The organism is Paenibacillus sp. NPDC055715 (assembly GCF_053617595.1).
Map to the genome: position 1 here is coordinate 134,787 of NZ_JBSHGA010000009.1, position 26,934 is coordinate 161,720.

Consider the following 26,934-nt stretch of genomic DNA (forward strand, 5'->3'; position numbering starts at 1 on the left):
CGTTCTCGTTCCCTGCTTAAAATGCCGGGATAATCGCGCCTTGATATTTGTCTTCGATGAATTTTTTAGTTTCCGGGGATTGCAACGCTTTGATCAGCTTCTGAATCGCTTCGGAATCTTTATTATCAGGACGTGCTACCAAAACGTTAGCATATGGAGAATCTTTATCTTCCAATGCCAGTGCATCCTTCGTCGGGTTCAGATTCGCTTCCAGAGCGTAGTTCGTGTTGATCAGTGCAATGTCCACTTCAGGCAACTGACGTGGCAGCATAGCCGCTTCCAGCTCCTTGAATTCCAAGTTTTTCGGGTTTTCTGTAATATCTTTTAAAGTAGCTTCGATGTTGCTTGTGTCTTTCAGCTTGATCAAACCTTGTTTCTCCAACAATAACAATGAACGGCCTTCATTAGTTGCATCGTTCGGGATGGCTACGGTAGCACCGTTCGGAATTTCATCAAGTTTTTTATATTTTTGGGAGTAGATACCGAATGGCTCCAGATGAACCGCGCCTACAGAAACCAGGTTCATGTTGCGCTCTTTGTTCATCACATTCATGTAAGGTACATGTTGGTAGAAGTTAGCATCCAGTTGCTTGTCGAACAATTGTACGTTCGGTTGTACGTAGTCGTTAAACTGAACGACTTGAAGACGAATGCCCTCTTTTTCCAACTGAGGCTTGATCGCTTCCAAAATTTCCGCATGCGGCACAGGAGAAGCTCCAACTTTCAGCTCTACTTCACGTGGTGATCCACCTTTATTTTCGGCTGCATTGTTTGTACCGCAAGCAGCCAGCACAGCAATTAATGTCAAGCTTAATACAGCCAATACCCATTTCTTCATGTTATTAACCCTCCAATGAAATGTAATGTTAGCATTCAGACACCCTGATCAATAAGGCTATCTATATAGTTTCCCTATTTTCGAGTATAATGCCGCACCAGACGGTCACCCGCCATTTGCAGCAGTTGCACCAGTATGACCATCAGTACGACCGCAACGATCATTATAGCCGTTTCATAACGGTAGTATCCGTAGTTGATCGCCAATGTACCCAGACCACCGCCTCCAATCATACCGGACATCGCTGTATAGGATACGAGCGTAACGACGGTAATCGTTAATGCGGCGAGCAGACCCGGCAGTGCCTCACGCAACAGCACCCGACGGATAATCTGCCCTGTTGAGGCGCCCATGGCTTGTGCAGCCTCGATGACACCCTTGTCCACTTCGCGCAATGACGTCTCAACGAGACGGGCCAAGAATGGCGCAGCACCAATGACCAGCGGTGGAATCGTACCCAGCACCCCCGTGGAAGTCCCCACCAGCGAACGTGTAAAAGGAATCAGTGCAACAATCAAAATAATAAACGGTACGGAACGCAAAATGTTTACGATAAAGGAAAGTACAACGTATATCACCTTCATCAGACTCCATGAAGAGCGGCTTGCCAAAAACAATAAAATACCGAGCGGCAAACCAATAATAAGGGTAAACAACGCAGATGCACCGAGCATCTGAAGTGTCTCTAATGTAGAGTTACCCATTTCTTCCCAATTCACTTGTGAAAAATCAAGTTCACTCATTGTCCGATCACCTCCACATCAAGTCCCTGACCAGACACTTCGCGCAGCGTATGCTCAATATCCTCCTGATTTCCTTCAAAACGGACGATAAGCTGTCCATACGGTACATTTTTAATTGTGGAGATGGTTCCCTGCAAGATCGCAAAATCAACACCGGTATTACGAGCCGTTCGCGACAGAATCGCATCGTATGTCTTGCTGCCCAAAAATGAAATTCGTACAACCTGCGCCGATTCGCCGCCTCCTGCTGCTGCAATCGCTGCTTGCAGCTCCTCGGGATGCTCAGACTCACGCTGGATAAAGTCTTTGGTTACTTGATGCTGTGGCTTCAGGAATACTTCCGCCACTGGCCCCTGCTCCACGATGTTACCATCATGAATGACACCAACATGATCACAGATGCTTTGAATGACATGCATTTCATGCGTAATCAGTACGATGGTTAAATTAAAGCGCTGGTTAATGTCTAACAGCAATTTCAGGATGGACCCTGTCGTCTGCGGATCAAGCGCCGAAGTCGCCTCGTCGCACAGCAGTACATGAGGATCACTGGCAAGCGCTCGTGCAATACCTACCCGCTGCTTCTGTCCACCCGAGAGCTGTGACGGATATTTCCCGCTGTGTTCTTCCAGACCGACCAGTTCCAGCAATTCACGAACCTTCTGATCCAGCTTCTGCTTCGGCATATTCACCAGACGTAATGGAAATGCAATATTGTCATACACCGTCGCCGAGGATAACAAATTAAAATGCTGAAAGATCATTCCGATTTTACGACGCTGTTTCTGTAACTGTGATTGGCTCACCGAGGCGAGATTTACGCCATCTACCCATACTTCGCCCGAGGTCGGACGTTCCAATAAATTAATACAGCGGATCAGCGTGCTTTTCCCTGCCCCGGAATGACCGATGACTCCAAATATTTCACCACGCTTTATAGAAAGATTCAATCCGGACAGCGCGCTAACGCGCCGGCTTCCTTTGCCATAATGCTTGGTTAATTGCTTAAGCTCTATCAACGTGCTGCAACCCCCTTCACTCTTCCTTACCCTTTTCAACGACTTCATCTCCAGGATTTATAAAATCCCATCTCATGATTATACAAAAAGAGCCCCTTTCACAGAAATGAAAAGGGCCCCACCATGCGAACCTTTTCTCATCTATCAAAACCGTTATAAGTCTAGCGGTTTTGTAGGAATTAGCACCATAATGTTCCCTTCCGGTGTTTCACACCGGAAAAGAACGGGTTGCCGGGCTTCATCGGGCCAGTCCCTCCACCTCTCTGGATAAGAAAATATGTTAAACTCCAGCTTTAGCTGTCCGTTAAATTTGCTATTAAAATTATAATTCGAGCATTTTTCTGAAACTAGATTTCAGTATAGGATAGTTTACATAGCTTTGTCAAAGGATATTTTCTGACATAATCATGGACGAGATTCCCGGTTCTCCCATTGTTTCACCGTATAACGAAAGGCAGTCGCCAGGGAACGGTTCACCATCTCCAGACCTTGCTTCAAATCCTCCAGGTGATGATCCAGATCCTCCAGTTGTATCTTGCCATACAGAGCACGATGCCGTTGCCAGAGATCATCCTGCATTTCCGTATTCATATAGTGTATTTCGGTGTTGCGCCGCTTGCGTAACCGATTAATCGCGTCAGTGTATGAGTCCTTGATATCATTTAAGCTGTCCGTCATATCAGGATGCAATTTCAAATATCTGAATTGCCGCAGCACTGTAAAATACGAATAATGCGCCTTGTACTGACCTGTTTTCAGATCATACAGATCATTGAGCCAGTTCCCGAGCTTATCCAAAATAGAAAATACCCGCACAAACCCATCCTTATAAAAGTAAACATACAGCGCGTAATCCGATTTTTCACCAACGCTCATATCCTCGGCATATCCGGCTTTGACTTTCATTCGGAAAAAGGCGGCAGCATGATGGCTCTGCTCCAGCTCATCCAAAGATGACATCAGGCCGCGTGTCAAAATATCCGCCTTGCGAAAATCATGAGTCGGATCTCCACTGGCCTGAATTTGCCGCTTCAGCAGTTTCAGCATATCTGACATGCTGTTCATAGCATCCAGCAGGATGCCCTTGTTCACACGTGGCGGCTCGCCTAGCAGCTTGCGTATCATGCCCACGCCTCCTTTTATGAATGTAAAATCCGGTTGTTGGGTTGATTAGGGCGTCAAGCGAAATAACTCGTCCACCGTTGGTCTACAAGCTTAACAATATCCTCGCGCGGCAACACTTCATCCGGGTAGCCGGGCTTCATGCGTGCATCCACCACAATTGGCAGCTTGTAGTTCAGATGATGCAAACGCACCTCGCTGTCTGCATACATATCCGTAGCCGGGTTAAATCGCGTAAACACCGTCCACAGGAATGATGCTTGTGAACGAACGACTTCCTTGGCATCATCTACAATAAAGACAAGCGGCCATTCCTGCTCGCCCACAGACAAACGCTCCAGCACCCGCGCAGCCAGCTCAGGCTCCTGCTCAAAGCTCGAACCGGATACAACGAGACAACCTCCACAATACGGCTCAATTTCGTCAATACCCGGCAGGTCGCCTCCTACATAGGCACGAGGCAGTTCACGTATAGGCTCACCTACACCCATCAGAATCGCTTTACTGCCGTGATTCAGCTTACGGCCCGTATAATCAAGTGTATCGTGAGACGTATGATTGAAAATAAATAAATCTGTCGCTGGATTAAATCTCTCCAGAATGGTTTCCAGCAGCAGGTTAAAGTCGGATAAATCAATGACCCGATCCGTCAGCATCAGGAATTTGGTCAACGACAATTGGCCCTGTCCCAAAATGGTAAAACCTGATACCAGCGCTTCACGGGAATAGCTTTCACGCACAACTGCAGCTGCCAGTGCATGTACACCCGTTTCTGCGTAAGCCCACAGCGACTTGACAGAAGGCATCACAAGCGGATAGGCGGGTGACAGCAGACGTTGTAAAAATTCGCCCAGATAGTAATCCTCCTGCCGTGGTTTACCTACAATAGTCGCTGGATAAATAGCATCCTTGCGGTGGTACATATGCTTGACATGAAATACAGGGAAATCATGCTGTAAAGAGTAGTAGCCAAAATGATCGCCAAACGGCCCTTCCGGGCGCCGTTCATTAGGCGGCACATAGCCGCTGATTGCAAATTCGGCCTCTGCTGGTATCCGGTGACCGCCGAGCGGGTCTTCTGTCATTGGCAGCTTCCCGCCCATAATGAGCGAGGCAAGCAGTAGCTCAGGCAGATTTTCTGGTGCAGGAGCAATTGCGGACGCAATCAAAGCAGGCGGTCCGCCGATGATAACTGTCGTAGGCAGCGGCTCATTACGAAGCTCAGCTTCATGATAATGAAAGCCGCCGCCTTTATGGATTTGCCAGTGAATCCCGGTGGTCTGATCATCATAAATCTGGATACGGTACATGCCCAAATTATGATCCTTGGACTGACCCGGCTTCTCGGTATATACGAGCGGAAGCGTGATAAACGGCCCCCCGTCATCTTGCCAACTCGTCACTCTTGGAAGTGGAGCCAGCGGAGCATCCGTACGGCGAACTCCCAATACAGGAGCCTCGCTATGGGATACCGTTTTAAGCCCTACTTTTAGCATGTCCTTAATCAGCCCACGTTCATTCCACAATGCCTTGGGGGTAGGTGGAAGCAACGTTTTGGTCGCCCCTACAATCGCATCCATCAGTTGTTCCGGGCGAGGCCCAAAGGCCATATCAACACGACGGTTTGTGCCAAACAGATTACTGGCTACAGGGAACGGAGTACCTTTTACATTGGTGAACAGCAATGCCGGGCCTTCTTCCTCAATAACTCTCCGATGAATTTCGGCCAGCTCCAAATAAGGATCGACAGGCGCTTCTATAATTTGAAGATTACTTTCCTTACGTAGCGCTTCAATAAATTGGCGCAAATTTTGGTAGATCAACTGGACGATTCCTCCTAAGCAAATCAAGCCCTCGAGAAACTCGCGGGCCTGGTTTGTTTCTTATATGCTATTATACGTGCTTAAACGCCACTTGGGCAAAATATCCGTTTCACCAATCCTAAAGAAGTACTTAAGGGCGCTGTGTGTGCGTCCGAACGATGTTGCGATCCGGCGACAATTGCCATACCCGATAACTCAAGTAGCACAAAATGGAGAACAGCGTTGCAATAACCAGCATATGTCCGAGTACGACGAACATGTAAATTTCCGGTCTGGTGAAGTACAGCAGGCTGATACCAATAATTACCTGAAGAAAAATTAACACCACAGAAACAACGCCCAATACACGAATATCCCGATGATTTGGGTGATAGCGAAAGGAGTAATGTCCCACGGCTAAAATGATCACGAACAATAGCCCGGCGGAAAGCTGATGAAGCAATAGCGGAGATATCACACCGCCGAGATCCACAATTTTCCGAATTTCCGAGTGACTGAGCAGTGCGCCCGAATACACAGCAATATACGTATAAATCGTCGACAGCCATATGAAATTACGATAACCCCGGTTAACAGGTGTGGTGGCTAGACGCGGAGTAAACCGTGAATCGGCATGTTCCTTCCAGGCTCCCAGCGTCATCATGGTTGCGCTGGCGAAGGCGATAAGGGCAAATCCAAAATGCAGCGCCATGACCGCAGCAGATTGGGAAAAGATGACTGCCATCGCCCCCATCGCTCCTTGTATAATGACAAACATTAACGTCAGTAACGAGAACAACTGCAAATCCTTCCGATGCTTCATAAACAGCAAAAAGCCAACAAAAGAGGCGATGGAGAGCATGCCGGCCATGGCACTGACAGAGCGATGCGAAAATTCAATAATGGATGCGATCGTATGTGCTGGAACCAACTTGCCGTTACAAAGCGGGAATTCACGTCCGCATCCGAGTCCCGAATCCGTCCGCGTCACGACGCCTCCACCGAAGGTAGCCAGAAACATGACAATACATGTTACGAGTGCAAGCCACTTTAATATTCTGATTTTGTTATCCACAGAATTCACCCATGTCCTTCCAAATATAATATTTATCCACTTCATTTTGTTGTGAAATGATCACTTACAATAATTATAACTGATATATCGTTCCTTGACATACGCGCTTTGTTGACAAAATGTGAACGTGTCCCATGAGAAAGCCGCCCCCTTTGGAAGGAAGCGGCTTTCTGGAGGCCATGCACAACATCAATTATTTAGCCAAGCTGGCGTGTACTTCCACAGTCCGATCCAAAAACTGCTCGATTTCCTCACGGGATTTACGCAATCTGTTCACCAGACGCACCAACTCGCGGCCCTCACTGTAAGCGATAAAGCTCGGAATACCCAGCACGTTTTGCTCCTGGCTGACGCTCTCCGCCTGCTCTACATCAATCTCAATTAATGTAAGCTTGTCTGCATATTGCTGTTCCACATCAGGCATGAACGGATCAATGAAATGACAATCCCCGCACCAGTCCGCCTTAAACACAGCTACTGTTACGCCAGAAGTGGATATTGCCTTATTAAAGTCTTCATGAGAGACGATCTTTTGCATGGATGATTCCTCCTTGAATTCTGTTTGTAAAAAAGAGCTTGTGCTTTCTATCTATTGTAACGCCAAGTGGCGCCTTTGCACACTCCCCTATTATTCCCGAATCACCGATTGGAAGCCCTGCCATCGAGACATACTAGCAATATACTTAAGAACACGCTTAGCATATCCCGGCATACTTAGCCGGGTACAGAGTGCTCTCAGACTTTGAAAGGAGGTTATCAAGTATGTCTTTCGCCGAATGGTTTCATGTGGCATCACAACAGCTTCAGGGTGGGCTAAAGCTGCTCGGTTCCGTACCACGTGCTGCGGAAGAAGCGTGGAAAGGCAAGCGGGTAGCCTGGACCGAGTCCCGCAAACTGCGCTACCCATTGTGTGAGTTACCATGGGATGATCAAACCGCACAAGCAGCCATGGATGAAGCCGAAGCACTGATGCTGGTGAATGGACCCGCTTCCCGTCCCTCTTCTCTGAATATGCCCTTATGCGAAACGGACTGTGAGCTGATCGAACGGATCAAGAACAATACGGCACAGGAGAATCGCAGCAATGTCACCCGGACAGCCGCTTACCTTGAATGCTATCATGGCTACCCCGAGTTACATTGGGCGCTGCTGGCTCATCTGGTTTCTCGCAATGGTGGCTATAACATGACCGATTTGAAGGGCGGCCTGATCGACACTCTGTTCGGCGAACAGGAAAAGGAATGGTTATATCGATTGCTGGAGCGCTGCAATGCCCTTATTTTTCAAGATGCCTACCCGCAGCTGCAACTATACATGCACAGCCGTCATCTGGGCCGAAGCTGCTTTCATTTGCTCCCCCATTTTCATGTATCACCATTCATGAGACCCTTCTGGGAACGTTTCTGGGCTTGGCGGGACAGTTCTCTCATAAGCGTAGCCCTGATCATCAATGAACAAAACTATATTGAGGGCCGGGTAGTAAAAGATCCATATTTTCAAAAATTTGTGACACACAAGCCGGGCTTTTATTTGCACGATTGGCTCCAGTTGAATCAGGTCATATTTCCGCTTGGGCTAAACGGCGGCCTCGCCGGACTTGTGATGGAGCGATTCGGCCATCTGGATGAACGGATCGGCTTCGGTAAAAGCCTGTATGCCATGCTGTTCGGACACCAGCAGGTGCTGGATCAAGTAACCGCATTCGCTACCAGCGTGCCTCACACTGGCTCACGCAGCGACTATTGGCCGGGACTGTTCACGTCGGACAAACAAAAAGCGCTGCGCTCTCCTGAAGAGAGTGCAGCGCTACTGGCACATGAATGGCTGCCGCCGGGACAACGCCTGTACAGCCCCGAGCTGAACGCCGTCTGGTCGGATACGTCTTATGACCCGATCCCCCGTTACGACTGGTTTCAGGACGGTTCCACGCTCGGGCATCTGAGCGTGCCAAGACGACCACTATTATTTGCTATGCGGCATGAGCATCGCCACGGCATCCAAAAAACAGCGATGGCCCATGACGCCCATGCCAGCCTGCGACCTTTCCACTGAAAAAGCTGGAGGACTGCCTATGCTTCTTTAGCCTCGTTGTTCTGTGGACTCACGCTGGAGACGCATCAGTGGACGCAGTACCTTTTGCAACACACGCGGGTAGTTACCTAGCTCGTCCCGGCGCAGTACGCGCAGTACAACCAGCAGCACCAGATAGCATACCAGTACAGCCGCCCCGGCAATACAGCATGCAATGAAGAAGGCCACACGTGCAGGCATGATATGAACCAGCAGAATACAAGCCTCATTCACACCATATCCAATGGCTCCAGAGAGCACGACTGCGGTCAGAAAGCCTGCCCAGCGACGGCCCATGATGGAGAAGGATACGATGCCTTTGAGCACATGCAAATTCAGCAGCGTAATCACGAGGAAACATAATCCGGTTGCGGCAATGATGCCGTAAATCCCCAGCCAGCCAGCCAGCAACCAGCTCGCAGCCAGCTTAACGAGGATACCGACCAAGACATTAACCATTGAAATACGCGGTTTGCCCATACCGATCAAAATGGAGTTGGAGGTCATCATCGTGATCTGGAATATCGTTCCGAGTGTCAGAACAGCGATAATCCCGCTGCCTCCAAGCGAACTGAACAGTAAGCCGTTGATGGAATAGGCGGTTACACACAAGGCCATCACAATCGGCATTCCGGTCAAAATAGAGATACGCAATGCCACAGTCATCTGATTTTGCAAATGGCGTTCATCCTTGCGGGCAAAAGCCGCCGAAATGATCGGAATGAGCGATGTGCTGAGCGCAATGGCTAAAATCGGCGGAATCCCCGCCACACTCTGCGCACGTGCTCCCAAATAACCCAACTGGGTGGTTGCCTGATCCAAGCCGATTTGGACGGACAGCAGTCTAACCACAATCGACGTATCAATAAAGTTAACGGCCGGAACCGTCAAAGAAGACAATACAATAGGAATAGACAGTGTAAAAATGTCTTTGTAAATGCGCATCATCGGCAGCGCGGAGCTTTCCTCCTGGAATTGCTCTTGTCGATCCTGACGATCCTGGCGACGCATTTTCACCGTGTAATACAGCATAACTGCCAAGGCACCAAGGCTTCCCATGACACCCCCGAACGATGCCCCGGCCGCAACCTCGCGATCTCCATAACCGAGCTTCAAAATAATAAAGGCGAGCAAAATAGCAGTAGCCACCCGTGCGACCTGCTCCACAATTTGTGAAATACCGCCTGCGGTCATGTTACCGCGCCCTTGGAAGTACCCGCGCATCATGGCAATGGCTGGAAACAGCAGCAAGGCTGGTGCCAATGCCTGAATAGCTAAGGCGGACTGCGGAACCCCAGCCACATGCTCAGCAAAATAAGGCGCGCCAAAATACAGCAGCGCTGTAATGATAATGCCTGCCACGGCCGCGAATATCAAAGCCGCATGATACACACGTCGCGCGTCTGAAGGCCGATTCAGCGCATAGCGCTCGGAGACCATTTTGCTCAACGTACTTGGAATACCTGCTGTAGCCACCGTGAGCAGCATCAAATATGCGTTGTTCGCAATGGTAAACGAGGCGTTCCCCACGGAACCGAGCAAATGCTCCAATGGAACGCGCTGTACCAGACCCAGCACTCTCGCCACTAAGGCGGCTGCGGCTAAAATAAGCGTACCTTTAAGGAATGTTTCTTTATTAGACAAAATGCGTTCCCTTCTTTCTTGCTTTTGACACGCATGCAAAAGCTCCGCAAAGCAGTCATGGCCTGAGCCATCACCGGTGCGGAGCCGCATGTCGATTCTGTCTCTGCAAATCTCAATAACGATATCGGGTTATAACACCCAAATCAAGAATACAATAATCATGGCAAGCTGCAAAATCACTTTCATCACGGTGCTGGTAAACAGCCCCAATACAGAGCCAAAACCCACTTTAATCGCTCGATCCAGCGGGGCCTTGCTAATCAGCTCACCCAGCACAGCACCAATAAAAGGGCCTAAAATCAGGCCAAATGCAGGAATAACGAAAGGGCCGATAATAATCCCGATCGTACTGAGTATCGCGGAGAGGCGCGAACCGCCAAATCGTTTGACCCCCCACGCATTGACAGCGTAATCCGCAACAAACAGTGCAATAACAATTAGCGTCTGAATGATCCAGAACAATTTATCATATAAAGCAAACGAGAAAAACCAGCCGTACACAAAAAATGCAAAGTAGATGGCGAGCGCCCCTGGCAATACGGGATATACTGCCCCGGCCATGCCAACAATGAACAGCGCAACGATAATAATCCAGCCTACAATGTCCATTGGCTCCCTCCTTCTCGTCCAATTATCCTATATGCTTCATCATTCGTTCTCTTAGACAAGTACATAATCGCGGATAACTTCAACGATGCCATCTTCATTGTTCGAAGCGACGACCAGATCGGCCGCTTCTTTTAGCGTATCCTGTGCATTGCCCATCGCAACACCCAGTCCAACCGCTTGAATTACAGCCAAATCATTCAGACTGTCACCCACTGCGACTACCTGCTCCATTGTAATTCCGAGCAAATCGCATACTTCAGCAATCCCACTGGCCTTCGATATGCCAGCCGGGTTGATTTCCAGATTCGTCATCGCTGAGTTGGAAATTTCAAGCCCGCCCATATCCTGAAGCTTGAGCAAAATTTGATGACGAATTTCGTCATTTTCCGTATTATAACCGAATTTGAGCCATTCCTGTGTATCCAATGTATCCGGCCAACGATCTCTGTTATATAATTCCTCCGTCGAGTATGCCCAGAACCAGGACCCGGTTTCTACAGCAATCTGGTGCATTTTACGAACTAGCTCTTTATCGAGTAAATAACGGCGCCACAGTTCATGTGGGGTTTTCCATACCTCTCCGCCATTTACTGTTACCATAGGTGTGTCCAGGCCAAGCTGCTGTCCGTAAGGCAAGGCATGTATCGCCGCCCGTCCGGTAGACAAGCACACGTGAATCCCCTCATGAACCGCCTTGCTAATCCAGTTGATCGTTTCCAATGTAATTTCATGATTGTCGTTCAGTAAAGTTCCATCCATGTCGAGCGCAAGCAGTTTGTATTTATATTGGTTTTCTCCCATGGTTTCTCTTCCTCCTGTGCGTCCCTTATATCCAACGACATTTTACCATGAAAAAGAGAAGCCCACAAAAGAATTCAAGTATTCACTTCGCCGCCTGCGGCTTTTTAGGGATACCCTCCAACCCGTAAACCTCGTCATAAGCGTCAAATATTTTACGCGCCACAGGTCCAGCGCTCGTCGCGCCAAAGCCTCCTTCGGGAATAATGACCGCTACGGCCAGCTTCGGATTTTGACGTGGAGCAAAAGCAATGAACACCCCGTTATCTTTAACCACACGTCCCACCACCTGCTGGGAAGTCCCCGTTTTACGGGCATAATCATACGGAAAACCATTAAATGCGTTAACATCCGTAGCCATACCGCGAATCACCGTATTCCAGTACGTATCTGAAAAAGCGACCTCATTCAGCACCTTGGGCTTGAACTCACGCACGAGGTTGCCCTGATCATCCACCATTTTACTGACCAAATGCGGCTGCATACGCTTGCCTTTGGTTGCAAGTACAGTTGTATACTGGGCAAGCTGCATCGCCGTATATTTCCCCTGTTGGCCAAAGGATGCCTGCACCAAGCGTGTCAGCGTACTTTCACGCTTGCTCGTATACTCAAGTCTGCCTGGCCACTCACCCGGCAGATCGACTTCAGTCGGAACGCCTAATCCAAATTCCTTCATATACTTGTCCCATACATCAATTCCCTGATGCACCCCTGCATTACTTCCGTACTTGGCATAGAGAGGCTTGCCCACCATATCAACCATAAACGTATTGGATGAGAATTCAATGGCTTTGCTAGGGGTCAAACTACCATACACGTGCCCGCTCGAATTACCGACCCGGCTAGAACGATTTTTACCGTAGTACGCGCTTCCCGTATCCAGATAAGTTTGCCCGGGAGAAAATAAGTTTTCCTTCAATCCGACCAGCACGGTTAGGGGTTTAATGGTTGAACCCAGTAGCACCGAGGATTCCGGGTGCGGACCCGCTTTTCCGCTAGGTACGGATTTAATCGTTCCGTTCCCCATTTTATGCTGAATTTCGTCATATACCGAAGGCGATGTACTCCCCGTCTTCCATACATTGGGGTCATAGTCCGGCATACTTGCCATCGCTACGACATTCCCTGTCTCGACCTCCATCGCTACAGCGAAGCCAGTAGTGGCATCGCTGTGGAGCTTACCCGATACCGGATGGGTATGAAGCCAACGAAGCTGATCCACAATCGCTTGTTCCGTCTTTTGCTGAATTTCCTTGTTGATGGTGGAATACAGATGGTATCCCTTTCTCGGCGGAGTAATGGATTCAATGCCCTCCGGCATACTGCGCGGATTTACCTCTACCGTTTTATAGCCGTTTTTTCCTCTCAGCTCATCCTGATACTGAAGCTCCAAGCCACCATATCCGACGGTCTCACTTTCCGAGTAAACCTGTTCGGGTCTTTGGACTTCCGAATTGGCTTCATATAGCTCCTTGTACTTTGGCCGATTGGTCCGCGCTCCTTTGAACTTGTACGTATACCCAATGGTTTGCACCGCCACCTGATCCGGGTCATAATGACGTACACTTTCTTCTACAATCTCAACTCCGGGAAACTCCTGCCGGTGCTCCAGAAAATATGCGATTTCCTTCTGATTTAAGTCAGATTTGACCAGACGCGGAGTAAAACCCCTGTATTGAGTGTAGTCCTTGTCCAGCCGTTCCTTAATTTTTTCTACATCAAGTTGCTCACTCTCCGTACTTCCTAACTCACTCAGCTTGGCAGCAAGCTTTTCAGCAAAAGCATTAAACTCAGGAAGCAGCTTTTTTCCCGGCTTACGGTCTTTTTCCGCACGTTTGCTATAATCCTTTGATAAAGTCACATACAGCGACTGTACCGGAACTGAATACGCCAGCTTGACGAGACCCGTAGAGTCATAAATTGTACCGCGACTCGGGGCTAACGGAACATTTTTCGTATTTACGGATTGTTGCTGCTCCTTCAGCTCTGCCGATTGCACAAACTGTAAGACCGCTAGTCTGGTAATGATAATGACAAATAACACAAACACACTGAAAAAAAGAAGATTGGTCCGAAAAACCGTCCGCTTTTTCTGTACCTCTTCATTTTCTTCATGACTTTTCTTTTTGAATGAAAACTTCTTATCCAAACTTCCTCTATCCATATTCTCTGGTCATTACTCCTTTCACCGAGGTTATCATATCCCTGATCCTACCATAATAGACGTAAATAATGATGAATTTGATGGTGACAATTTTGTAAGAAAACGTAGAAAAAGCATAAAAAAAGCTCCTCTTAGCACAAAGGCTGAGAGAAGCTTTAATGAATTGTTACGTAGTACAATATTATGGCTGAATAAAGATAGTTAAGCATTCATCATAGATGCTAAAGCATCCTTAAATCCACGTGCAATGTCTTAATGACTACCTCCTGCTTTTAACCTGTCTATCGGGACTAAAGATCATAGGAATTTACCCTAACACAACGACTTACATTCTAAATTTTAAGGTTGGCATAATTTTTGTATAACAGCCATAGTCAAAAATAAAAGTTGATGCACAGCTAATATCTAAAAGAAATATCCATCAGAATAATTTCTGTTAACCTCCTTTTAAACACTTTCAAAATATATTTTATACATTACGGAAACACAACAACATAAGATAAAGCTAGTTACTTAGCCTTCAATAGTGTTACTCAAGAATATAGCTCAGGAAAGCACAGTGCACCAACATGATTTTAGAAGCCTACAAAATTTCTTTTATTACACTATCCCAGAAAACAGAGAAAATAATTAAGAGAAAATTACCGACGAACTGAGTATCAATTATGTAATGAGAGTATAATAATATAACTATCAAAAGAACTAAAGAAAGCCAATACATTGTATCTCTAATTAGAGTCGAGTAGTTCTAATTTCTCGGCTAATTAGGAGAGTAACTTTCCTTCTCTTGGATCCTACACTACTTATGTTAAACTCCTTCACCCTAGATTTTTTGCACCATTTTTCCATGTTATTCATACCAACTTTTTTAGTTAGCATCACATAACTTCCTTCTCTGACTAATCCATGATAAGTCTTATTGGTCCCTCTATTGTATGGAATATTACTGTATTTTCTCCTCTCCATTCTGGTGCTTCGTAATCAAATATTTCTTTTTGAGAAGGATCAAGGGTATATGGATAATCAATAACTATCTCTTTTTTAGTAAGTTGTTTTGTAAATACAACAAATTTCACTTGATAGATCCTGTAAAACGAAACCTTTCCATCAAGTAGAGATTTTCGATGTTCAGTAAGAATAACCTTGTTATTTATAGGGGATGTTACTTGTTCGTAGCTGTAAGGATGCAATAATTGGGTAAATAAGGCCTTAAGTAGTAATAACAAAAGTAATCCTATTATTACAACAAAAGTTACCAAGAAATTTCCGCTACTTATAGTAGAAAGTAAAATTAAAGCAATGATATTAATGAAGATAGGTATTAGATAACTACTTTTTTTAAAAAGTAACATATCATAATTAATGGAATAGAGAAATAATAAAAACAAGTTCATAAATAACACGATAAAAAACAGATAGTATATTAACTTTTTTTTGTTGGCAGTCATAAAGCCAGCTCCCATACTTATAGCTCAATTTAATTTTTATGTAAAAATAATGGCTCAAAACCAAAATTAGCAGTTGAAAATCGAAACACGGAAAAAACGAGGATACAAATGGAAAAACATCTGTATTTCCTGTATTGTTGTAAGTCCTACCTCAACAACAAAAAAAGGATATGACAGATGTCACTCCAGTATATAACGAACTGCTCGAATTACCAGAGCTACAACTTCATAGCGTTCTCTCCATCAATGAAACGGAAGTGCATTTGGAAGCTTCACCGGTGGCGTATACACAGCCCTGTCCGATCTGCTACTCCGAACAAGCGGTGAAGCGAGACGGCCGAAATAAGCCGCGTAAGATTCGTCATGTCAGCATCTTTGGTAAAAAGTGCTTTTTGCACATTCCCTCGCTACGCTTAGCCTGCTCGCGGTGCCATATTGGTTTGGTTTGGTCGTATACGTGGGTTGGCCCCAAGGAACAATACAGTCGTCTTTTCCGCTCACAGACGGTAAACCAGGCGCTAGGCTCCACGGCAGCGCATAGTGCGAGAATGCAAGAAGCTCCCGCCAGCACGGTTCAGCTCATGCATCAAGAAGCCCTTCCCGCAGAGAACGAACGTCTGCTCCAGCAGGCTTGGCGTCAAGCTAAAGACAAGGCCGAGCTGGTACTCGGCATCGACGACTTTGCGATCAAAAAGAGGCACACCTACAATACCGGTATTCACGATCTTCGAGGCGAAACCATGCTAGACCTGTTTGCGGGGCGAAAGCTGGATGCGCTACGTACGTATGCCCAGGGACATCCCGATTTTTTGAACCTGAATCCCAAGGCGGTTGTGATGGACCTGGCTCAAACGTATCACACCTGGATCAGCGAGTGTTTTCCGAAAGCAATCCAGATCGCCGATCGGTTCCACGTTCACGGTTACGTCATTGAAAGTGTTCAGGTCGTCCGAAAATCAGTTCAGTCTACCCTTTCCCCTCGGGCCAAAGCCATCTGAAAAGTCATCATCGCCTGCTGAATCCGCCTGCCGATTCTTTACCGGACAAGAGTCGGATTCAGCTAGATCAACTGCTGGCCTTCTCCCCGCTGCTACGTGAGGTATGGGAATGGAAAGAGTCGTTCTCTCACGGGTATGATTATTCGCCAAATCTCCATGTGGCCCAGCTTGGTTTTACTCGCTGGTGTCAGCAGGGGGAGGGGATTGAGCATGAAGCGGTGCAAGCCGCCTTGAAAACGATGCGGAATTGGAAAGAGGAAATCGTGAACTACCATCGCTGTCGCTGGACCCATGCGACTGTGGAAGGACGACATAATCGCACCAAAGCGTACCAACGCCGACATTATTTCACTCGCAATCGTAGATGTTACAAGGCTGGCATTTTAATCGAATGCAATCGGCATCGTTTAGTTCGCTAAAGTATTAATCGCTAATTTTTAGGTTGAGCCAAAATAACAATAGTTAAATTATTACAAAAATCTTATGTGTTATAAAGTTTAAAAACTATATTGCGTTTTACAGAGAGTTTTCACAACAAACTTTACGACCTCTCCCCAATTGAATTTCGAGAAAAGATCGCCGCTCCAATCGATTTTTTTTATTTCTAATGTCAATTTTACTGCCTCTTTTGACAGCACACGACAATGGAACTCAAATGATCCCTTACTTGATTTCACCTAATGGTAAAGGGAGTTGCCGAAGTCAAAAGTGGAACAAGTCCTCCCTCTGATCAAAAACCATCCACGAAAATATCCAATATACGAAAAACGGCTCATGAATCATCTACAGAAGTTCTGTTTCACTTGACTTGATAATCCGCAAAAAGTACTCACAATTTTTAATATTTCAAAACTTGTTAGTATTCAACATAGAAGATTCCTTTTCCAGAAGAATCATTTGGGACGTTACATGAAAATAACTTATCAACTGTTATGATCTATAAGTGTTATACGGAAAAAATACGCTAATCATTTACAGAGATTCGTCCACATGACATAAATAAACTTTTTTCTCATTATAAAAGATGAATTTTATACCATTAAACAAACCTAATAGATTTAATTTTTAATTGTAACCCACATAAAAAGTGCCTTTCATAGAAGAAGAGGACGGTTCAACATTAATATAATAATAACCATACAGATTTTTAAAGGAAACAGTATTATTATATTGCTTAGCATTTTGTAATGTATAAGAATCTACTGACACAGGACTTCCTGCTTTATAGACTGAGACATAAAGTGTATCTCCAAAGTAATATTGTCCTTTTGGAAAAGTATGCACAGTAATTCTTCCTGAACAATAAATAGCTGCAGTAGTCTGGCCCCAATTATACGATTTAGAAGTACCCATCGTGCTAATTAAACCATTTTCTTGTGTAGGAACTTTAGAATAAGTATCAGAAGTTACAGAAGTTGTGGAAACATCCGCATAAGCTGAAGATGTGATTGTTAAAAACAAGAGACTCGCCATAGCCACGACTTTATTTTTTTTATTTTGCATAAAAACCCTCCTTGTTTTTGACTTACAACTTGATTTTATGCCTCTATGCCTTAAAAAGAGTATATATATTTGTGACATTTTATGTTTTTTTAATGAAGGATTGTCAAGCCAAGTGCGACAGTTCTTCTGAAAAGGATTCGTGAGCAGTCTTCCAGCCCAAACATTTTCGTGGACTGTGGTTGATGAGGTCTAGTGCACGCGCCAATTCATCGTCCCTCACTTGGGCGAAATCAGTCTTTTTGGTGAAAAATTCGCGCAAGAGCCCATTGGCGTTCTCGTTGGAGCCGTGCTGCCATGACGAGTAAGGGTCAGCAAAGTAGACCTGCACTTCATGCGTAGCTTCCAGACTGGCATAACAGGCAAACTCCTTGCCTCGGGTCGGCGGTTGCGGTCTGGAAGGCGCCAGCAGGGTACTGGGAAGCGGCAACGCCAAAGGCAAGCTCCATGGATAGCGCCGTGCGATCGGGCATCTGAATGGCGGTGTACAGGCGTGTCTTGCGTTCCACAAATGTAGCTACACAGCCTTTACTTTTCCTACGCCCCGAAACCACGGTGTCCAGTTCCCAGTGTCCAAACATCTGACGAGAACGGACTTCTTTCGGACGCTGGGAAATCGGTCTGCCTACAGCAGGCTTCTGCGTTTGCCTTTGTGCCGAAGGACGGTTAACACGCCCTTCACCAAGCGACCCACATACAGCCAACGATAGATGGTTTTAAAGCACACGATACGTTGTCCTTCCTGACGCGCAGTCGCTCCACGATCTGCTCTGGAGACCAGGTCGCCTGAAGCTTCTCTTTGATGACCGTCGCCAGCTCGGGTGTCCACTTCCCTGCGGGGATCGAGGTTTTACGACGCTTGCCATAGTTCTCATGAGAGTGTTCGGCGTGGTAAGCCTCTTGCTCTGCATTCCGGCGGAGTTCCCGGCTAATGGCGGCATGATGTCGGCCAAGTTCCTTCGCAATAGCCCTGGCACTCTTCCCCTGCTGATGGAGGATTTCTAGCTTGCTGCGTTCAACTATGCTAAGATATGTGTAGCTCATGGTGGATTCTCCTTGTGTGAATGGGACGTAGGAATTTTCATTCTACACGAATCCGGCCATGGACCCTTTGTTTATTTATTTCCAGTCATTAGCGTTGCATAAAAATTATCGATCAAAAAATCTATAAATTGTGCTATAAATATTAAAAACTTGTTGTCCACTCCATAAAAAAATCTCCATAATTAGGGGAGCAGGTAATCCTGTCCAAATCCCTAACTATAGGAGATCACACATGGACAAGGATACACTTTTTTCGTCATTTGGTAAATGGGTAGCACCCTTAAATCGCAAATTAATTTCGGATTGGACACTCGAATTTGGTGATGATCGATATTGTGAAGAAGCTTCATACCTTAGCCTATCTTCTCATTTTCATCGACGCTCAGCTTCAGCAACATCTGGGTTTACGAGATATTCTGGCCGATATTCAGCATCATGAAGGGTTCCACAGCGAACTTGGAATGGACTCCATCAGCACCTCTCAACTTTCCCGGAAAAATAACAAGGTATCGCCAGAACTTCTTAGAGAAGTCGTTCACCGAAAACCGTTACGAAGCTCCAAAGGGCGCCAAAAAATCTCTAAGAGCTAAAAAGCAACACCGATCTTTGATCTACAGTAAACACCAAATGGACTGGATTACTTGCTCTCAAGCACCTGTTACTTTTTTTCGTTGAGAGCATCGAAGTAAATGTAATAATTTTATAAATATTGGATTATAATTAATTTTCTTCGATCCAGGAATTTTTAGGAGCGAAGATTGCTCAGATGAAACGAACCATTAACAGCTATAATAAGTATATCGGCCCATCATTTTGAAACAAATGATGGGCCGATATACTTATTATAAGACATACAAGATGTACGCTTGCTGAATTCTCTTGGAGTACTTAGATATAATGAGTCTCATTTTATTCGCACAATTCACGAATCTTTATTATTTACTTTTACAATCTTACTTTCCATCATTATCTGCTGAATTCCCAGTTTTTTTCTTCGGAACACCGTCCAATCCATACACTTCGTCGTAGGCATCAAAGATCTTACGTGCTACAGGTCCTGCGCTCCAGGCCCCGAAGCCTCCTTCAGGAATGACAACCGCTACGGCCAGCTTGGGATTCTTGCGTGGCGCAAAGGCGATAAATACCCCGTTATCTTTCAGCTTGCCGCCTACACTTTGCTGCGAAGTACCTGTTTTGCGGGCAAAGTCATAAGGGAAACCATTAAATGCACTGACGTCGGTCGACATCCCGCGTATAACCTCATTCCAATAGGCATCCGGGAAATCCACTTCATTCAGCACTTTAGGCTTAATGCTTTGAACCACATTGCCGTTGGTATCTTTAATTTGGCTGACCAGATGCGGCTCCATCCGTTTGCCCTTGTTTGCAATCATCGCTGCATATTGCGCAAGTTGCATAGGTGTATATTTACCTTGTTGCCCAAAAGATGCATAAGCCAATTTGGAAAGTGCTGATTCTGTTTTGCTCCTCGCGTACTCCCGATACCCCAGGAACTCACCGGGCAAGTCTACTCCAGTAGAAACGCCTAGTCCAAACTCCTTCATGTAACGGTCCCATACGTTGACGCCCTGGTCTTCTGAGGTGTTATTAATATATTTGTTGTATAAGCGCTTGCCAACCATGTCGACCATAAACACATTGGAGGAATGGCGAATCGCGGAAGCTGGGTCTAACGAGCCGTATACATGACCAGATGCGTTTCGCACCCGCGAAGAGTTGTTACGTCCGAAATAAGCCGCACCTGTATCTTGGTAATACGTATTTGTTGTAAAAAGTCCTTCTTCCAATCCAATAAGAACAGACAACGGTTTAATAGTTGATCCAAGAAGTACAGTAGAATCAGGATGCTGTCCAGATTGACCAGATCCAACGTTCTTAATTGTACCGTTTTGATAAACATGTTCAATTTCTTTATATTTTTCTGTCGAAATATTTCCGGTTTGCCAATAGTTTGCATCATAATCCGGCATGCTCGCCATGGCTACAACATTACCAGTATCCACTTCCATAGCCACTGCAAAGCCTGTTTTGGCATAAGGGTGTGTACTACCAGATACAGCATGTGTATGGAGCCATCTCAATTGATCCATAATAGCATTTTCCGTCTTAACCTGAATCTCTTTGTTAATCGTTGAATAGATATTATCTCCTTTTTCCGGGGGAGTAACGGAATCTACACCTTCCGGCATGTTGCGCGGGTCAATCGGGACGGTTTTATAGCCATTTTTCCCCCGCAACTGTTCCTGATATTGTAGCTCCAGTCCATCAAAGCCAACAGATTCGTTATCCATATAAACGAGGCCTGGGTCATTATCTGCGGAAAGAGACTTTTGAATGTCTTTATATTTTGTTAAAGTTTCACGCGCACTTTTATAGCTTTTAATGTAACCAACCGTTTGGACAGCCACCGTATCAGGATCATAATGGCGCACGGTTTCCTCAACAACATCTACCCCTGGAAACTCGCTCTTATGCTGCATGAAATAGGCAACTTCATCTTTATTAAGATTGGTTTTAATCAGACGGGGCGTAAAACCGCTAAACCGTTGATAGTTCCGATCCATAGCGTCCATAATTTGCGCTGCCGTCATTTTGGGCTCATCTTTATTCCCATATTCGGCAAACCGATTCGCCAGCTTCTGTGTCATTTTCTCCAGATCAGGCAACAGTTTTTTATCATTATCACGCAATTTTTCCATACTATCACTGTAGTTCTTGGAAAGCGTGATATACAGCGATTGTACAGGTGTAGAATATGCCAGCCTGTTCTGTCCGGTTGAATCGTAAATCGTTCCGCGAATCGGCGTAAGCGGTACATTTTTGGTAACATTACTGGCCTCCTGCTGCTTAAGCTGAGGGCCCTCCACAAATTGAAGTATCGCCAGTCTTACAATAATGACCGTAAATATAATGAACGAGCTGAAAAAGAACAGATTGATCCGGAAGCTGAATCTTTTTCGGTCGGACGTCTCGTTGTCTTTTCCTTGCTCGTTGTCCATCTTTCTCATGTGCCCTTTTCCACTCCTTTTTAAATCACTTTATCCTTGATATGTGTCTGGGCAAAACCAGGCGGATTAAACCAGTCTCCACTCTGTGCCCAGGTCGGGTCTAACGGTACCCACTGATTCTGCCCACTCAAGTACACTTCATTCCAGGCATGTGAACCGTAGCCTCCCTGCCCGTTGTAGCCAAGCCCGGTCACCACCTTGACGTGAAGTCCCTGAGAACGGGCCATCACCGCATACAGGCGGGCATAGTCAATACAGACACCCTTTCGTGTATCAAACGTATCTCTGGGAGTCTGCTCATGCCAGTCACCACGCTGCTCATAGGCTTCCACCTTACCGTAATCATAGCTAATGCGCGTGCCTACCCACTGATACAACGCTCTGGCCTTTTGCTCATCGCCGCTTGCCCCCTCTGTAATCTTGGTCGCGGCCTGCTCAATATTGTTCGGAATACCCTGGTCGATCATTTCATATTTACGCTGCAAAATGCCGTTCAATTCCTTGGTGACGGCCTGCGTAAATACAGGCAGCTTATCCTTAATCAGCGTACCTGACAAAGGTTCAATGACTGATTGCGCCCCTTGTTTATAAATCGGTGAAGCCTGAACATAGCTACTAAACGCGCTGTTCGGGTATAGGCTTACACCTATAAACAGTAACGCTATGACCATTACAGCGCGTGCTCCACCGATAAGCGTACCAATTCCAGCCCCCGCCAGTCTGCTGAAAAAGCCCGATCTCTTTTCCTGCTCACGTAGAGAGTTATCCGATCTGCCACCCACCATCATCACATACATCGCTCGCAGCACAAATTGCGCGACAGCATAGCTGAGCATGAACAATACGGCAAAACGCAGCAGCGGAAAGCTCTCAAGCCCTGCTACAAGCGTATAATAAAATTGCTCAATTCCGCTCAGTCCACGTTGTGGCAAATGCTCCATATAAGCGGCCAGCCATTGCTGCACCTTCGGTGAAAGCCACATAGCCAACCCCAATGAGCACAATATTCCGGCAACGGTCAGTATGCCATCCACAATGAGACCGAACAGCGCACCTACAGATCTGGAAGCTCCTCGCCGCCAGCCCTGTATTAACGACGAAAGAACGATAGCGATCAAAAATACCGTCACACCATTCCAATGAAGGACAGGCTCCAGCCAGGATGGTTTCATCATGCTCCCCCCTGTCTTTACGGCGACTGCGGCGACTGTTGTGTAACAATCGAGCTTTTCGCACTTTCGATATATTTCTTGACGGTGTCGCTCATGCTCCACTCGCCCAGCGGCATACCCTGAAACCATACCTTGACCTTATCGCCTTCGAACGGACCTTTTACCTCCAGATTGGAGCTGGTTACCGAAAATGTACCGTCTCCGTTAGAGGTGTATTTGGCATCCCGTCCTTCCTTGATCATCATGTTCAGGGCCTCGCTCTGAAACTTGTTAATCGCATCATCCTTCGCCTGGGTAACTACCTTGCCGACCTGATCAAAGGAAATACCGCTGTAGATCAGCAAGCCCACAACCACCACTATGACAATCAGCCATTTAACAAGTGCTCTCACAACCTTCAATATGACAAGCAATAGGACAAGCCCAATGAATATATACAGCCAGTTATCCTGAACGATCTGCCAATTGTGTTTTAAAAACTCTGTCCAGACGCTCTTATCCATTTCACTACACTCCCGTTTTCAACTGCATCTTTTGAATTGTAAAATCGTCTATGTAATTATACATGATTACATAACGCCCTGTCAGCTTAGCTATTTTCCGCCCCTTGTCCGCACAAAAAGGGTCTATGTTCGTCCACTCCAGCGTACAACTTAGAAAGAGCTAATGCACATAGCAGCATAGAAAGTCCATTTAGGAAAAGGGGGTCATCACTTGAAAACAGCCCTCTGGCTGTATCTTTTTTTGTTCATCGCTTTTTTTGATCTGCACGCACAATATCCTATTCTGACACCATTCGCCATCTCTCTGGGCGCAACGCCCACCTTTATCGGCTGGATGTTGGGGATATACTCCCTGACTCATCTGCCCGGTAATTTAATGGCAGGGCCAAGGGTAGATAAACACGGCAGCCGCCGATATATTATGTTCAGCCTGACAGCCGCAGGGATCATCCTGATCATTCAAGCATACATTCATACGCCGTGGGAGCTGCTTTTTCTTCGTGCCATCAGCGGCTTTGTGCTGGCTTTTTTGTCCCCGGCTTGCATGACTATGCTCGCCCAGCTATCCGATCATCCGGTTACGCAGGGTAAATACATGTCGGGACATGGCGTAGTTCACACGCTAGCCTCTGTCCTGTCTCCAGCGGCAGGCGCATTCATTGTAGCCAGCTTTGGCTTTAGCGAGACGTTCCGTTCCTTAGGTATCATTCTTGTGGTTACAGGACTCACGGCTTATTTTACATTGCCTAAAAAGGCACCTGCTCTCCAGGCTCAACTGTCTGACGGGCATGTAGCACCCGCTCCACTGACCGGGGCACAGCCGCTTTTACCTTTCAATTGGCGTTACCTGCTTGTGCCTTTTGTTTTGGCGTGCGCACAAGGCATTTTATTTTACGAAATCCCATTACGCAACAATGGTACTGCGTCCATGATGTCCACGGGACTGCTCTTTTCCATTATCAGTCTGGGAGCGCTTTGTACACTCAGTCTGCTTTTTCTAAACAAGTATTCACCGATGGTACGGCTGATTTCCGGCATCATACTGATGTCCCTGTGCTTTTATGCCCTCGCCACCTTGCCCGAGTCAGTGATTGGAATCGTACTCTTTATACTTGGAACAGCCAAAGGCATTACATTTCCAGCGCTAGCCTCACTCTTTATACGCCTTGGAGGAGCACGGTTGGGTAAAACCTTTGCGCTGCAATCCATTGCAACATCTATCGGCTCCTTTGCCGGACCGGTGCTGGCTGGCCAGCTCCCCGTTCATTTTTCACCTTTTTTTATCGCTTTCCTGTTTTTGATGACCGGCGTGCTGTTCATTCCCATTCAGCGGTTATTCCCGACACCGCCGCTGTCTGCCTCAGGGACGCATCACTCCTAGATCGCTTGAAATACTTTCCCTTTAGCGCCCAAAGTACCTTACAAGAAGGCGAATGCACAGTACCTAAAGCACTTATCAACATAGACTGGTTTGACTGAACATTTATGTATGAAGGGAGGTGCATTCCGTGAGCCACTGTCATCCTGTGAGCCCTGTTTCTTGTGGTGGATTTGGAACTTCGACCGGCACCATTCTCGTTCTTTATATTCTGCTCGTCATTATTCTCCGTATTTGCTGGATTTAATGTCTGAATTGCCCTAACATGCCGTCCTTGTACCCATGCCTGCCGCTTCTGGCAGGCTATTTTGTTGCTTTTTGCATGAGAACCCTGTTTGGAGCTACACTATACACATATTCTTTCATTTCCCGGGGAATTTCGAGCACAGGCTTTAGGCAGGGAGTGAGCAAGATGACGATTACCGTTATTGTTGAAGGGAAAAATGACCGCAGTAAACTCCGTCGTTTACTTGATCCCGAGGTTCATATCTTATGCACCTTCGGCACACTAAACTCAGTAAAACTGGAATCCCTCCGCAAGCAGGCCAAGCATGACGAAATATATTTATTTACGGACAATGACAGCTCAGGCAAAAAAATACGTGGTGTACTGGCAGATTCTTTTCCGGATGCGCATCATATATATACCCGCAAAGGATACGCAGGAGTAGAAGGCACACCAGATGAATATGTCATCGCACAGTTGGAAAAGGCAGGGCTGGAAGAATATATTTTATACCCGTCTGTTCCCTAGCTATAAAACCATAGTCATGAAAACCATCCACAAAAAAAGCTGTCCGCCAGGCCGCTTTTATGCCTGATGGACAGCTAAATGTAACACGCAACAAATTTCATTAAAAATGTCTTGTCTTAGAACTTGTGAACCGTATCCACGATCATCAGCAGAAAGCTGAGTGTCAGATGGTTAATGGAAAAGAAAAATACTTTTTTAGCCCAGGAATCCGTCTCTTCTTCTTTAATGATAAAACCTTTAAAGGCATAAAATGCCCAGAGAACGGACAGTAATACGGAAACAATCATGAAAATCATGCCAGCATATCCATAAGCATACATCAGGATCGGTACCGGAATCAGCAGCACGATATAAGGAATCATTTGAATTTTAGTACGATGAATGCCTTTCACAACAGGCAACAACGGAAATCCGGCTGCGCGGTATTCTTCGACCCTGCGGATTGCAAGTGCCCAAAAATGAGGCGGCTGCCATAAGAACAAAAGAGCGAATAAGAGCCATGCGCCCATGTCAATACGACCCGAAGCGGCTACATAGCCGATCACAGGAGGCATTGCGCCCGAAATACCGCCAATGGATGTACTCCAAGTGGATGAACGTTTCAACCAAAGTGTGTAAATACCGACGTATACGAACATGCCGAGTACACCGAGCAATCCTGCCTTGACACCAGAGAAAAAGAAAAGTTCAGCCAGCCCGACAACACCCAAAATAATAGCGTATGACAACACCGTTGTGGGAGTCAAACGCCCTGTTGGCAGTGAACGATTGCGTGTACGCTCCATTTTCAAATCCAGTTCACGATCAAAATAGTTGTTAAAAACACAAGAAGACGCCATAACCAGCATTGTACCTACCAACGTCAGAATCAGCTTTATATAGTCAACGTCCCATTGTGAGGCTAACCAAAAACCGCCAAATGCCGCAACCAGATTGGTGCGGAGAATGCCTGGCTTGGTGACCGTTATAAAATCTTTCAATGTACCCGCCTTACCGGGTGGTTTGGATTTAACCGAATGGGCAGCCGTATCCGAAGTAGCCTCATAACTAATATTATCCACTGTGAGTAACTCCCCCTTAGAAATGTGTGAATTCGGGAGTAAGTTGAACTCCGATATAAATTTTATCATATAGTACTCCTAAAAAGTTTGACAGAAAACGCACAAAACGTTCACATTTTCGATGACGAATCGACCCTGCTAATCGTTTACAGTAAATTTGGGT

22 protein-coding genes, 2 pseudogenes and 1 riboswitch are annotated in these 26,934 nt (G+C 46.2%); of the genes and pseudogenes, 6 read left to right on the forward strand and 18 right to left on the reverse strand.

What is annotated here, in order from left to right:
* Positions 1-16 precede the first annotated feature (16 nt).
* From ACWGOO_RS16505 to ACWGOO_RS16535, 7 genes are all read right to left on the reverse strand, one after another.
* Positions 17-838, reverse strand: coding sequence for a MetQ/NlpA family ABC transporter substrate-binding protein (locus ACWGOO_RS16505; protein ID WP_452485160.1), 822 nt, complete (start codon positions 836-838; stop codon positions 17-19).
* A 74-nt stretch (positions 839-912) separates the two neighbouring features.
* Positions 913-1,581, reverse strand: a complete 669-nt coding sequence (locus ACWGOO_RS16510) for a methionine ABC transporter permease (RefSeq protein WP_452485162.1) — start codon at positions 1,579-1,581, stop codon at positions 913-915.
* Positions 1,578-2,600, reverse strand: coding sequence for a methionine ABC transporter ATP-binding protein (locus tag ACWGOO_RS16515; RefSeq protein WP_452485164.1), 1,023 nt, complete (start codon positions 2,598-2,600; stop codon positions 1,578-1,580). Before ACWGOO_RS16515 ends, ACWGOO_RS16510 begins: the two co-directional genes overlap by 4 nt.
* A gap of 134 nt (positions 2,601-2,734) precedes the next feature.
* Positions 2,735-2,874: riboswitch (SAM riboswitch) on the reverse strand.
* A 131-nt stretch (positions 2,875-3,005) separates the two neighbouring features.
* Complete coding sequence (locus ACWGOO_RS16520; RefSeq protein WP_452485166.1) at positions 3,006-3,725, reverse strand: Cthe_2314 family HEPN domain-containing protein; 720 nt, start codon at positions 3,723-3,725, stop codon at positions 3,006-3,008.
* Positions 3,726-3,778: 53 nt separating this feature from the next.
* Entirely contained in the window at positions 3,779-5,545 is a 1,767-nt protein-coding gene (locus tag ACWGOO_RS16525) for a UbiD family decarboxylase (protein ID WP_452485168.1), read from the reverse strand.
* Between the two features lie 130 nt (positions 5,546-5,675).
* A complete protein-coding gene (locus ACWGOO_RS16530) occupies positions 5,676-6,608 on the reverse strand; it encodes a COX15/CtaA family protein (RefSeq protein WP_452485170.1) in 933 nt (310 codons plus the stop codon).
* A gap of 184 nt (positions 6,609-6,792) precedes the next feature.
* A complete protein-coding gene (locus ACWGOO_RS16535) occupies positions 6,793-7,137 on the reverse strand; it encodes a thioredoxin family protein (protein WP_452485172.1) in 345 nt (114 codons plus the stop codon).
* A gap of 224 nt (positions 7,138-7,361) precedes the next feature.
* Here ACWGOO_RS16535 and ACWGOO_RS16540 point away from each other — a divergent pair, with 224 nt between their 5' ends.
* Positions 7,362-8,651 (forward strand): DUF2515 family protein, encoded by a 1,290-nt coding sequence (locus ACWGOO_RS16540; RefSeq protein ID WP_452485174.1) that lies wholly within the window; start codon positions 7,362-7,364, stop codon positions 8,649-8,651.
* Between the two features lie 27 nt (positions 8,652-8,678).
* On the opposite strand, the gene ACWGOO_RS16545 is transcribed toward ACWGOO_RS16540, so the two are convergent.
* From ACWGOO_RS16545 to ACWGOO_RS16565, 5 genes are all read right to left on the reverse strand, one after another.
* A complete protein-coding gene (locus ACWGOO_RS16545; protein ID WP_452485176.1) occupies positions 8,679-10,313 on the reverse strand; it encodes a putative polysaccharide biosynthesis protein in 1,635 nt (544 codons plus the stop codon).
* Between the two features lie 129 nt (positions 10,314-10,442).
* A complete protein-coding gene (locus ACWGOO_RS16550; RefSeq protein ID WP_452485178.1) occupies positions 10,443-10,922 on the reverse strand; it encodes a DUF456 domain-containing protein in 480 nt (159 codons plus the stop codon).
* A gap of 51 nt (positions 10,923-10,973) precedes the next feature.
* Positions 10,974-11,723, reverse strand: coding sequence for a Cof-type HAD-IIB family hydrolase (locus ACWGOO_RS16555; RefSeq protein WP_452485180.1), 750 nt, complete (start codon positions 11,721-11,723; stop codon positions 10,974-10,976).
* A gap of 82 nt (positions 11,724-11,805) precedes the next feature.
* Complete coding sequence (locus tag ACWGOO_RS16560) at positions 11,806-13,884, reverse strand: peptidoglycan D,D-transpeptidase FtsI family protein (RefSeq protein ID WP_452485182.1); 2,079 nt, start codon at positions 13,882-13,884, stop codon at positions 11,806-11,808.
* 899 nt (positions 13,885-14,783) lie between these two features.
* Positions 14,784-15,332 carry a hypothetical protein gene (locus ACWGOO_RS16565; protein ID WP_452485184.1) on the reverse strand — a complete coding sequence of 183 codons (549 nt, stop codon included), beginning with the start codon at positions 15,330-15,332 and terminating at the stop codon, positions 14,784-14,786.
* Between the two features lie 170 nt (positions 15,333-15,502).
* On the opposite strand from ACWGOO_RS16565, the pseudogene ACWGOO_RS16570 reads away from it, so the two are divergent.
* Positions 15,503-16,749 (forward strand): annotated as a pseudogene (locus ACWGOO_RS16570) (ISL3 family transposase).
* Positions 16,750-17,395: 646 nt separating this feature from the next.
* Here the strand turns inward: ACWGOO_RS16570 and ACWGOO_RS16575 are convergent.
* Positions 17,396-17,833 carry a hypothetical protein gene (locus ACWGOO_RS16575; protein WP_452485186.1) on the reverse strand — a complete coding sequence of 146 codons (438 nt, stop codon included), beginning with the start codon at positions 17,831-17,833 and terminating at the stop codon, positions 17,396-17,398.
* A 103-nt stretch (positions 17,834-17,936) separates the two neighbouring features.
* A pseudogene (locus ACWGOO_RS16580) lies at positions 17,937-18,874 on the reverse strand (IS30 family transposase).
* Between the two features lie 323 nt (positions 18,875-19,197).
* Here ACWGOO_RS16580 and ACWGOO_RS16585 point away from each other — a divergent pair.
* Positions 19,198-19,464, forward strand: a complete 267-nt coding sequence (locus ACWGOO_RS16585) for a hypothetical protein (protein WP_452485188.1) — start codon at positions 19,198-19,200, stop codon at positions 19,462-19,464.
* Between the two features lie 363 nt (positions 19,465-19,827).
* On the opposite strand, the gene ACWGOO_RS16590 is transcribed toward ACWGOO_RS16585, so the two are convergent.
* From ACWGOO_RS16590 to ACWGOO_RS16600, 3 genes are read right to left on the reverse strand one after another with little or no spacing between them, the layout of a single operon-like run.
* A complete protein-coding gene (locus ACWGOO_RS16590; protein WP_452485190.1) occupies positions 19,828-21,903 on the reverse strand; it encodes a peptidoglycan D,D-transpeptidase FtsI family protein in 2,076 nt (691 codons plus the stop codon).
* A 20-nt stretch (positions 21,904-21,923) separates the two neighbouring features.
* Entirely contained in the window at positions 21,924-23,075 is a 1,152-nt protein-coding gene (locus ACWGOO_RS16595) for a transglutaminase domain-containing protein (protein WP_452485192.1), read from the reverse strand.
* A gap of 17 nt (positions 23,076-23,092) precedes the next feature.
* The gene (locus ACWGOO_RS16600; RefSeq protein ID WP_452485194.1) at positions 23,093-23,578 is read right to left on the reverse strand and encodes a hypothetical protein; all 486 of its coding nucleotides are present in this window, start codon (positions 23,576-23,578) and stop codon (positions 23,093-23,095) included.
* 211 nt (positions 23,579-23,789) lie between these two features.
* On the opposite strand from ACWGOO_RS16600, the gene ACWGOO_RS16605 reads away from it, so the two are divergent.
* The 3 genes from ACWGOO_RS16605 to ACWGOO_RS16615 all read left to right on the forward strand — a co-directional run bounded on the left by ACWGOO_RS16605 (position 23,790) and on the right by ACWGOO_RS16615 (position 25,710).
* Entirely contained in the window at positions 23,790-24,959 is a 1,170-nt protein-coding gene (locus tag ACWGOO_RS16605) for an MFS transporter (RefSeq protein ID WP_452485196.1), read from the forward strand.
* Between the two features lie 145 nt (positions 24,960-25,104).
* On the forward strand, positions 25,105-25,203 hold the full coding sequence (locus tag ACWGOO_RS16610) for a YjcZ family sporulation protein (RefSeq protein ID WP_452485286.1): 99 nt from the start codon (positions 25,105-25,107) through the stop codon (positions 25,201-25,203).
* Positions 25,204-25,368: 165 nt separating this feature from the next.
* Positions 25,369-25,710 (forward strand): toprim domain-containing protein, encoded by a 342-nt coding sequence (locus tag ACWGOO_RS16615; protein WP_452485198.1) that lies wholly within the window; start codon positions 25,369-25,371, stop codon positions 25,708-25,710.
* 116 nt (positions 25,711-25,826) lie between these two features.
* Here the strand turns inward: ACWGOO_RS16615 and cyoE are convergent, their stop codons facing one another.
* On the reverse strand, positions 25,827-26,771 hold the full coding sequence (cyoE, locus tag ACWGOO_RS16620) for a heme o synthase (protein WP_452485200.1): 945 nt from the start codon (positions 26,769-26,771) through the stop codon (positions 25,827-25,829).
* Positions 26,772-26,934: the final 163 nt, after the last annotated feature.

Excerpts from the sequence above, each read along its gene's own strand:
- ACWGOO_RS16585 (WP_452485188.1), top strand. The coding sequence starts at position 19,198 with ATGATCGATATTGTGAAGAAGCTTCATACCTTAGCCTATCTTCTCATT.
- ACWGOO_RS16615 (WP_452485198.1), top strand. The coding sequence starts at position 25,369 with ATGACGATTACCGTTATTGTTGAAGGGAAAAATGACCGCAGTAAACTC.
- ACWGOO_RS16520 (WP_452485166.1), bottom strand. The coding sequence starts at position 3,725 with ATGATACGCAAGCTGCTAGGCGAGCCGCCACGTGTGAACAAGGGCATC.
- ACWGOO_RS16590 (WP_452485190.1), bottom strand. The coding sequence starts at position 21,903 with ATGAGAAAGATGGACAACGAGCAAGGAAAAGACAACGAGACGTCCGAC.
- ACWGOO_RS16595 (WP_452485192.1), bottom strand. The coding sequence starts at position 23,075 with ATGAAACCATCCTGGCTGGAGCCTGTCCTTCATTGGAATGGTGTGACG.
- ACWGOO_RS16510 (WP_452485162.1), bottom strand. The coding sequence starts at position 1,581 with ATGAGTGAACTTGATTTTTCACAAGTGAATTGGGAAGAAATGGGTAAC.
- ACWGOO_RS16575 (WP_452485186.1), bottom strand. The coding sequence starts at position 17,833 with ATGCAAAATAAAAAAAATAAAGTCGTGGCTATGGCGAGTCTCTTGTTT.
- ACWGOO_RS16555 (WP_452485180.1), bottom strand. The coding sequence starts at position 11,723 with ATGGGAGAAAACCAATATAAATACAAACTGCTTGCGCTCGACATGGAT.
- ACWGOO_RS16505 (WP_452485160.1), bottom strand. The coding sequence starts at position 838 with ATGAAGAAATGGGTATTGGCTGTATTAAGCTTGACATTAATTGCTGTG.
- ACWGOO_RS16535 (WP_452485172.1), bottom strand. The coding sequence starts at position 7,137 with ATGCAAAAGATCGTCTCTCATGAAGACTTTAATAAGGCAATATCCACT.
- ACWGOO_RS16550 (WP_452485178.1), bottom strand. The coding sequence starts at position 10,922 with ATGGACATTGTAGGCTGGATTATTATCGTTGCGCTGTTCATTGTTGGC.
- ACWGOO_RS16565 (WP_452485184.1), bottom strand. The coding sequence starts at position 15,332 with ATGACTGCCAACAAAAAAAAGTTAATATACTATCTGTTTTTTATCGTG.
- ACWGOO_RS16540 (WP_452485174.1), top strand. The coding sequence starts at position 7,362 with ATGTCTTTCGCCGAATGGTTTCATGTGGCATCACAACAGCTTCAGGGT.
- ACWGOO_RS16600 (WP_452485194.1), bottom strand. The coding sequence starts at position 23,578 with ATGGATAAGAGCGTCTGGACAGAGTTTTTAAAACACAATTGGCAGATC.
- ACWGOO_RS16560 (WP_452485182.1), bottom strand. The coding sequence starts at position 13,884 with ATGGATAGAGGAAGTTTGGATAAGAAGTTTTCATTCAAAAAGAAAAGT.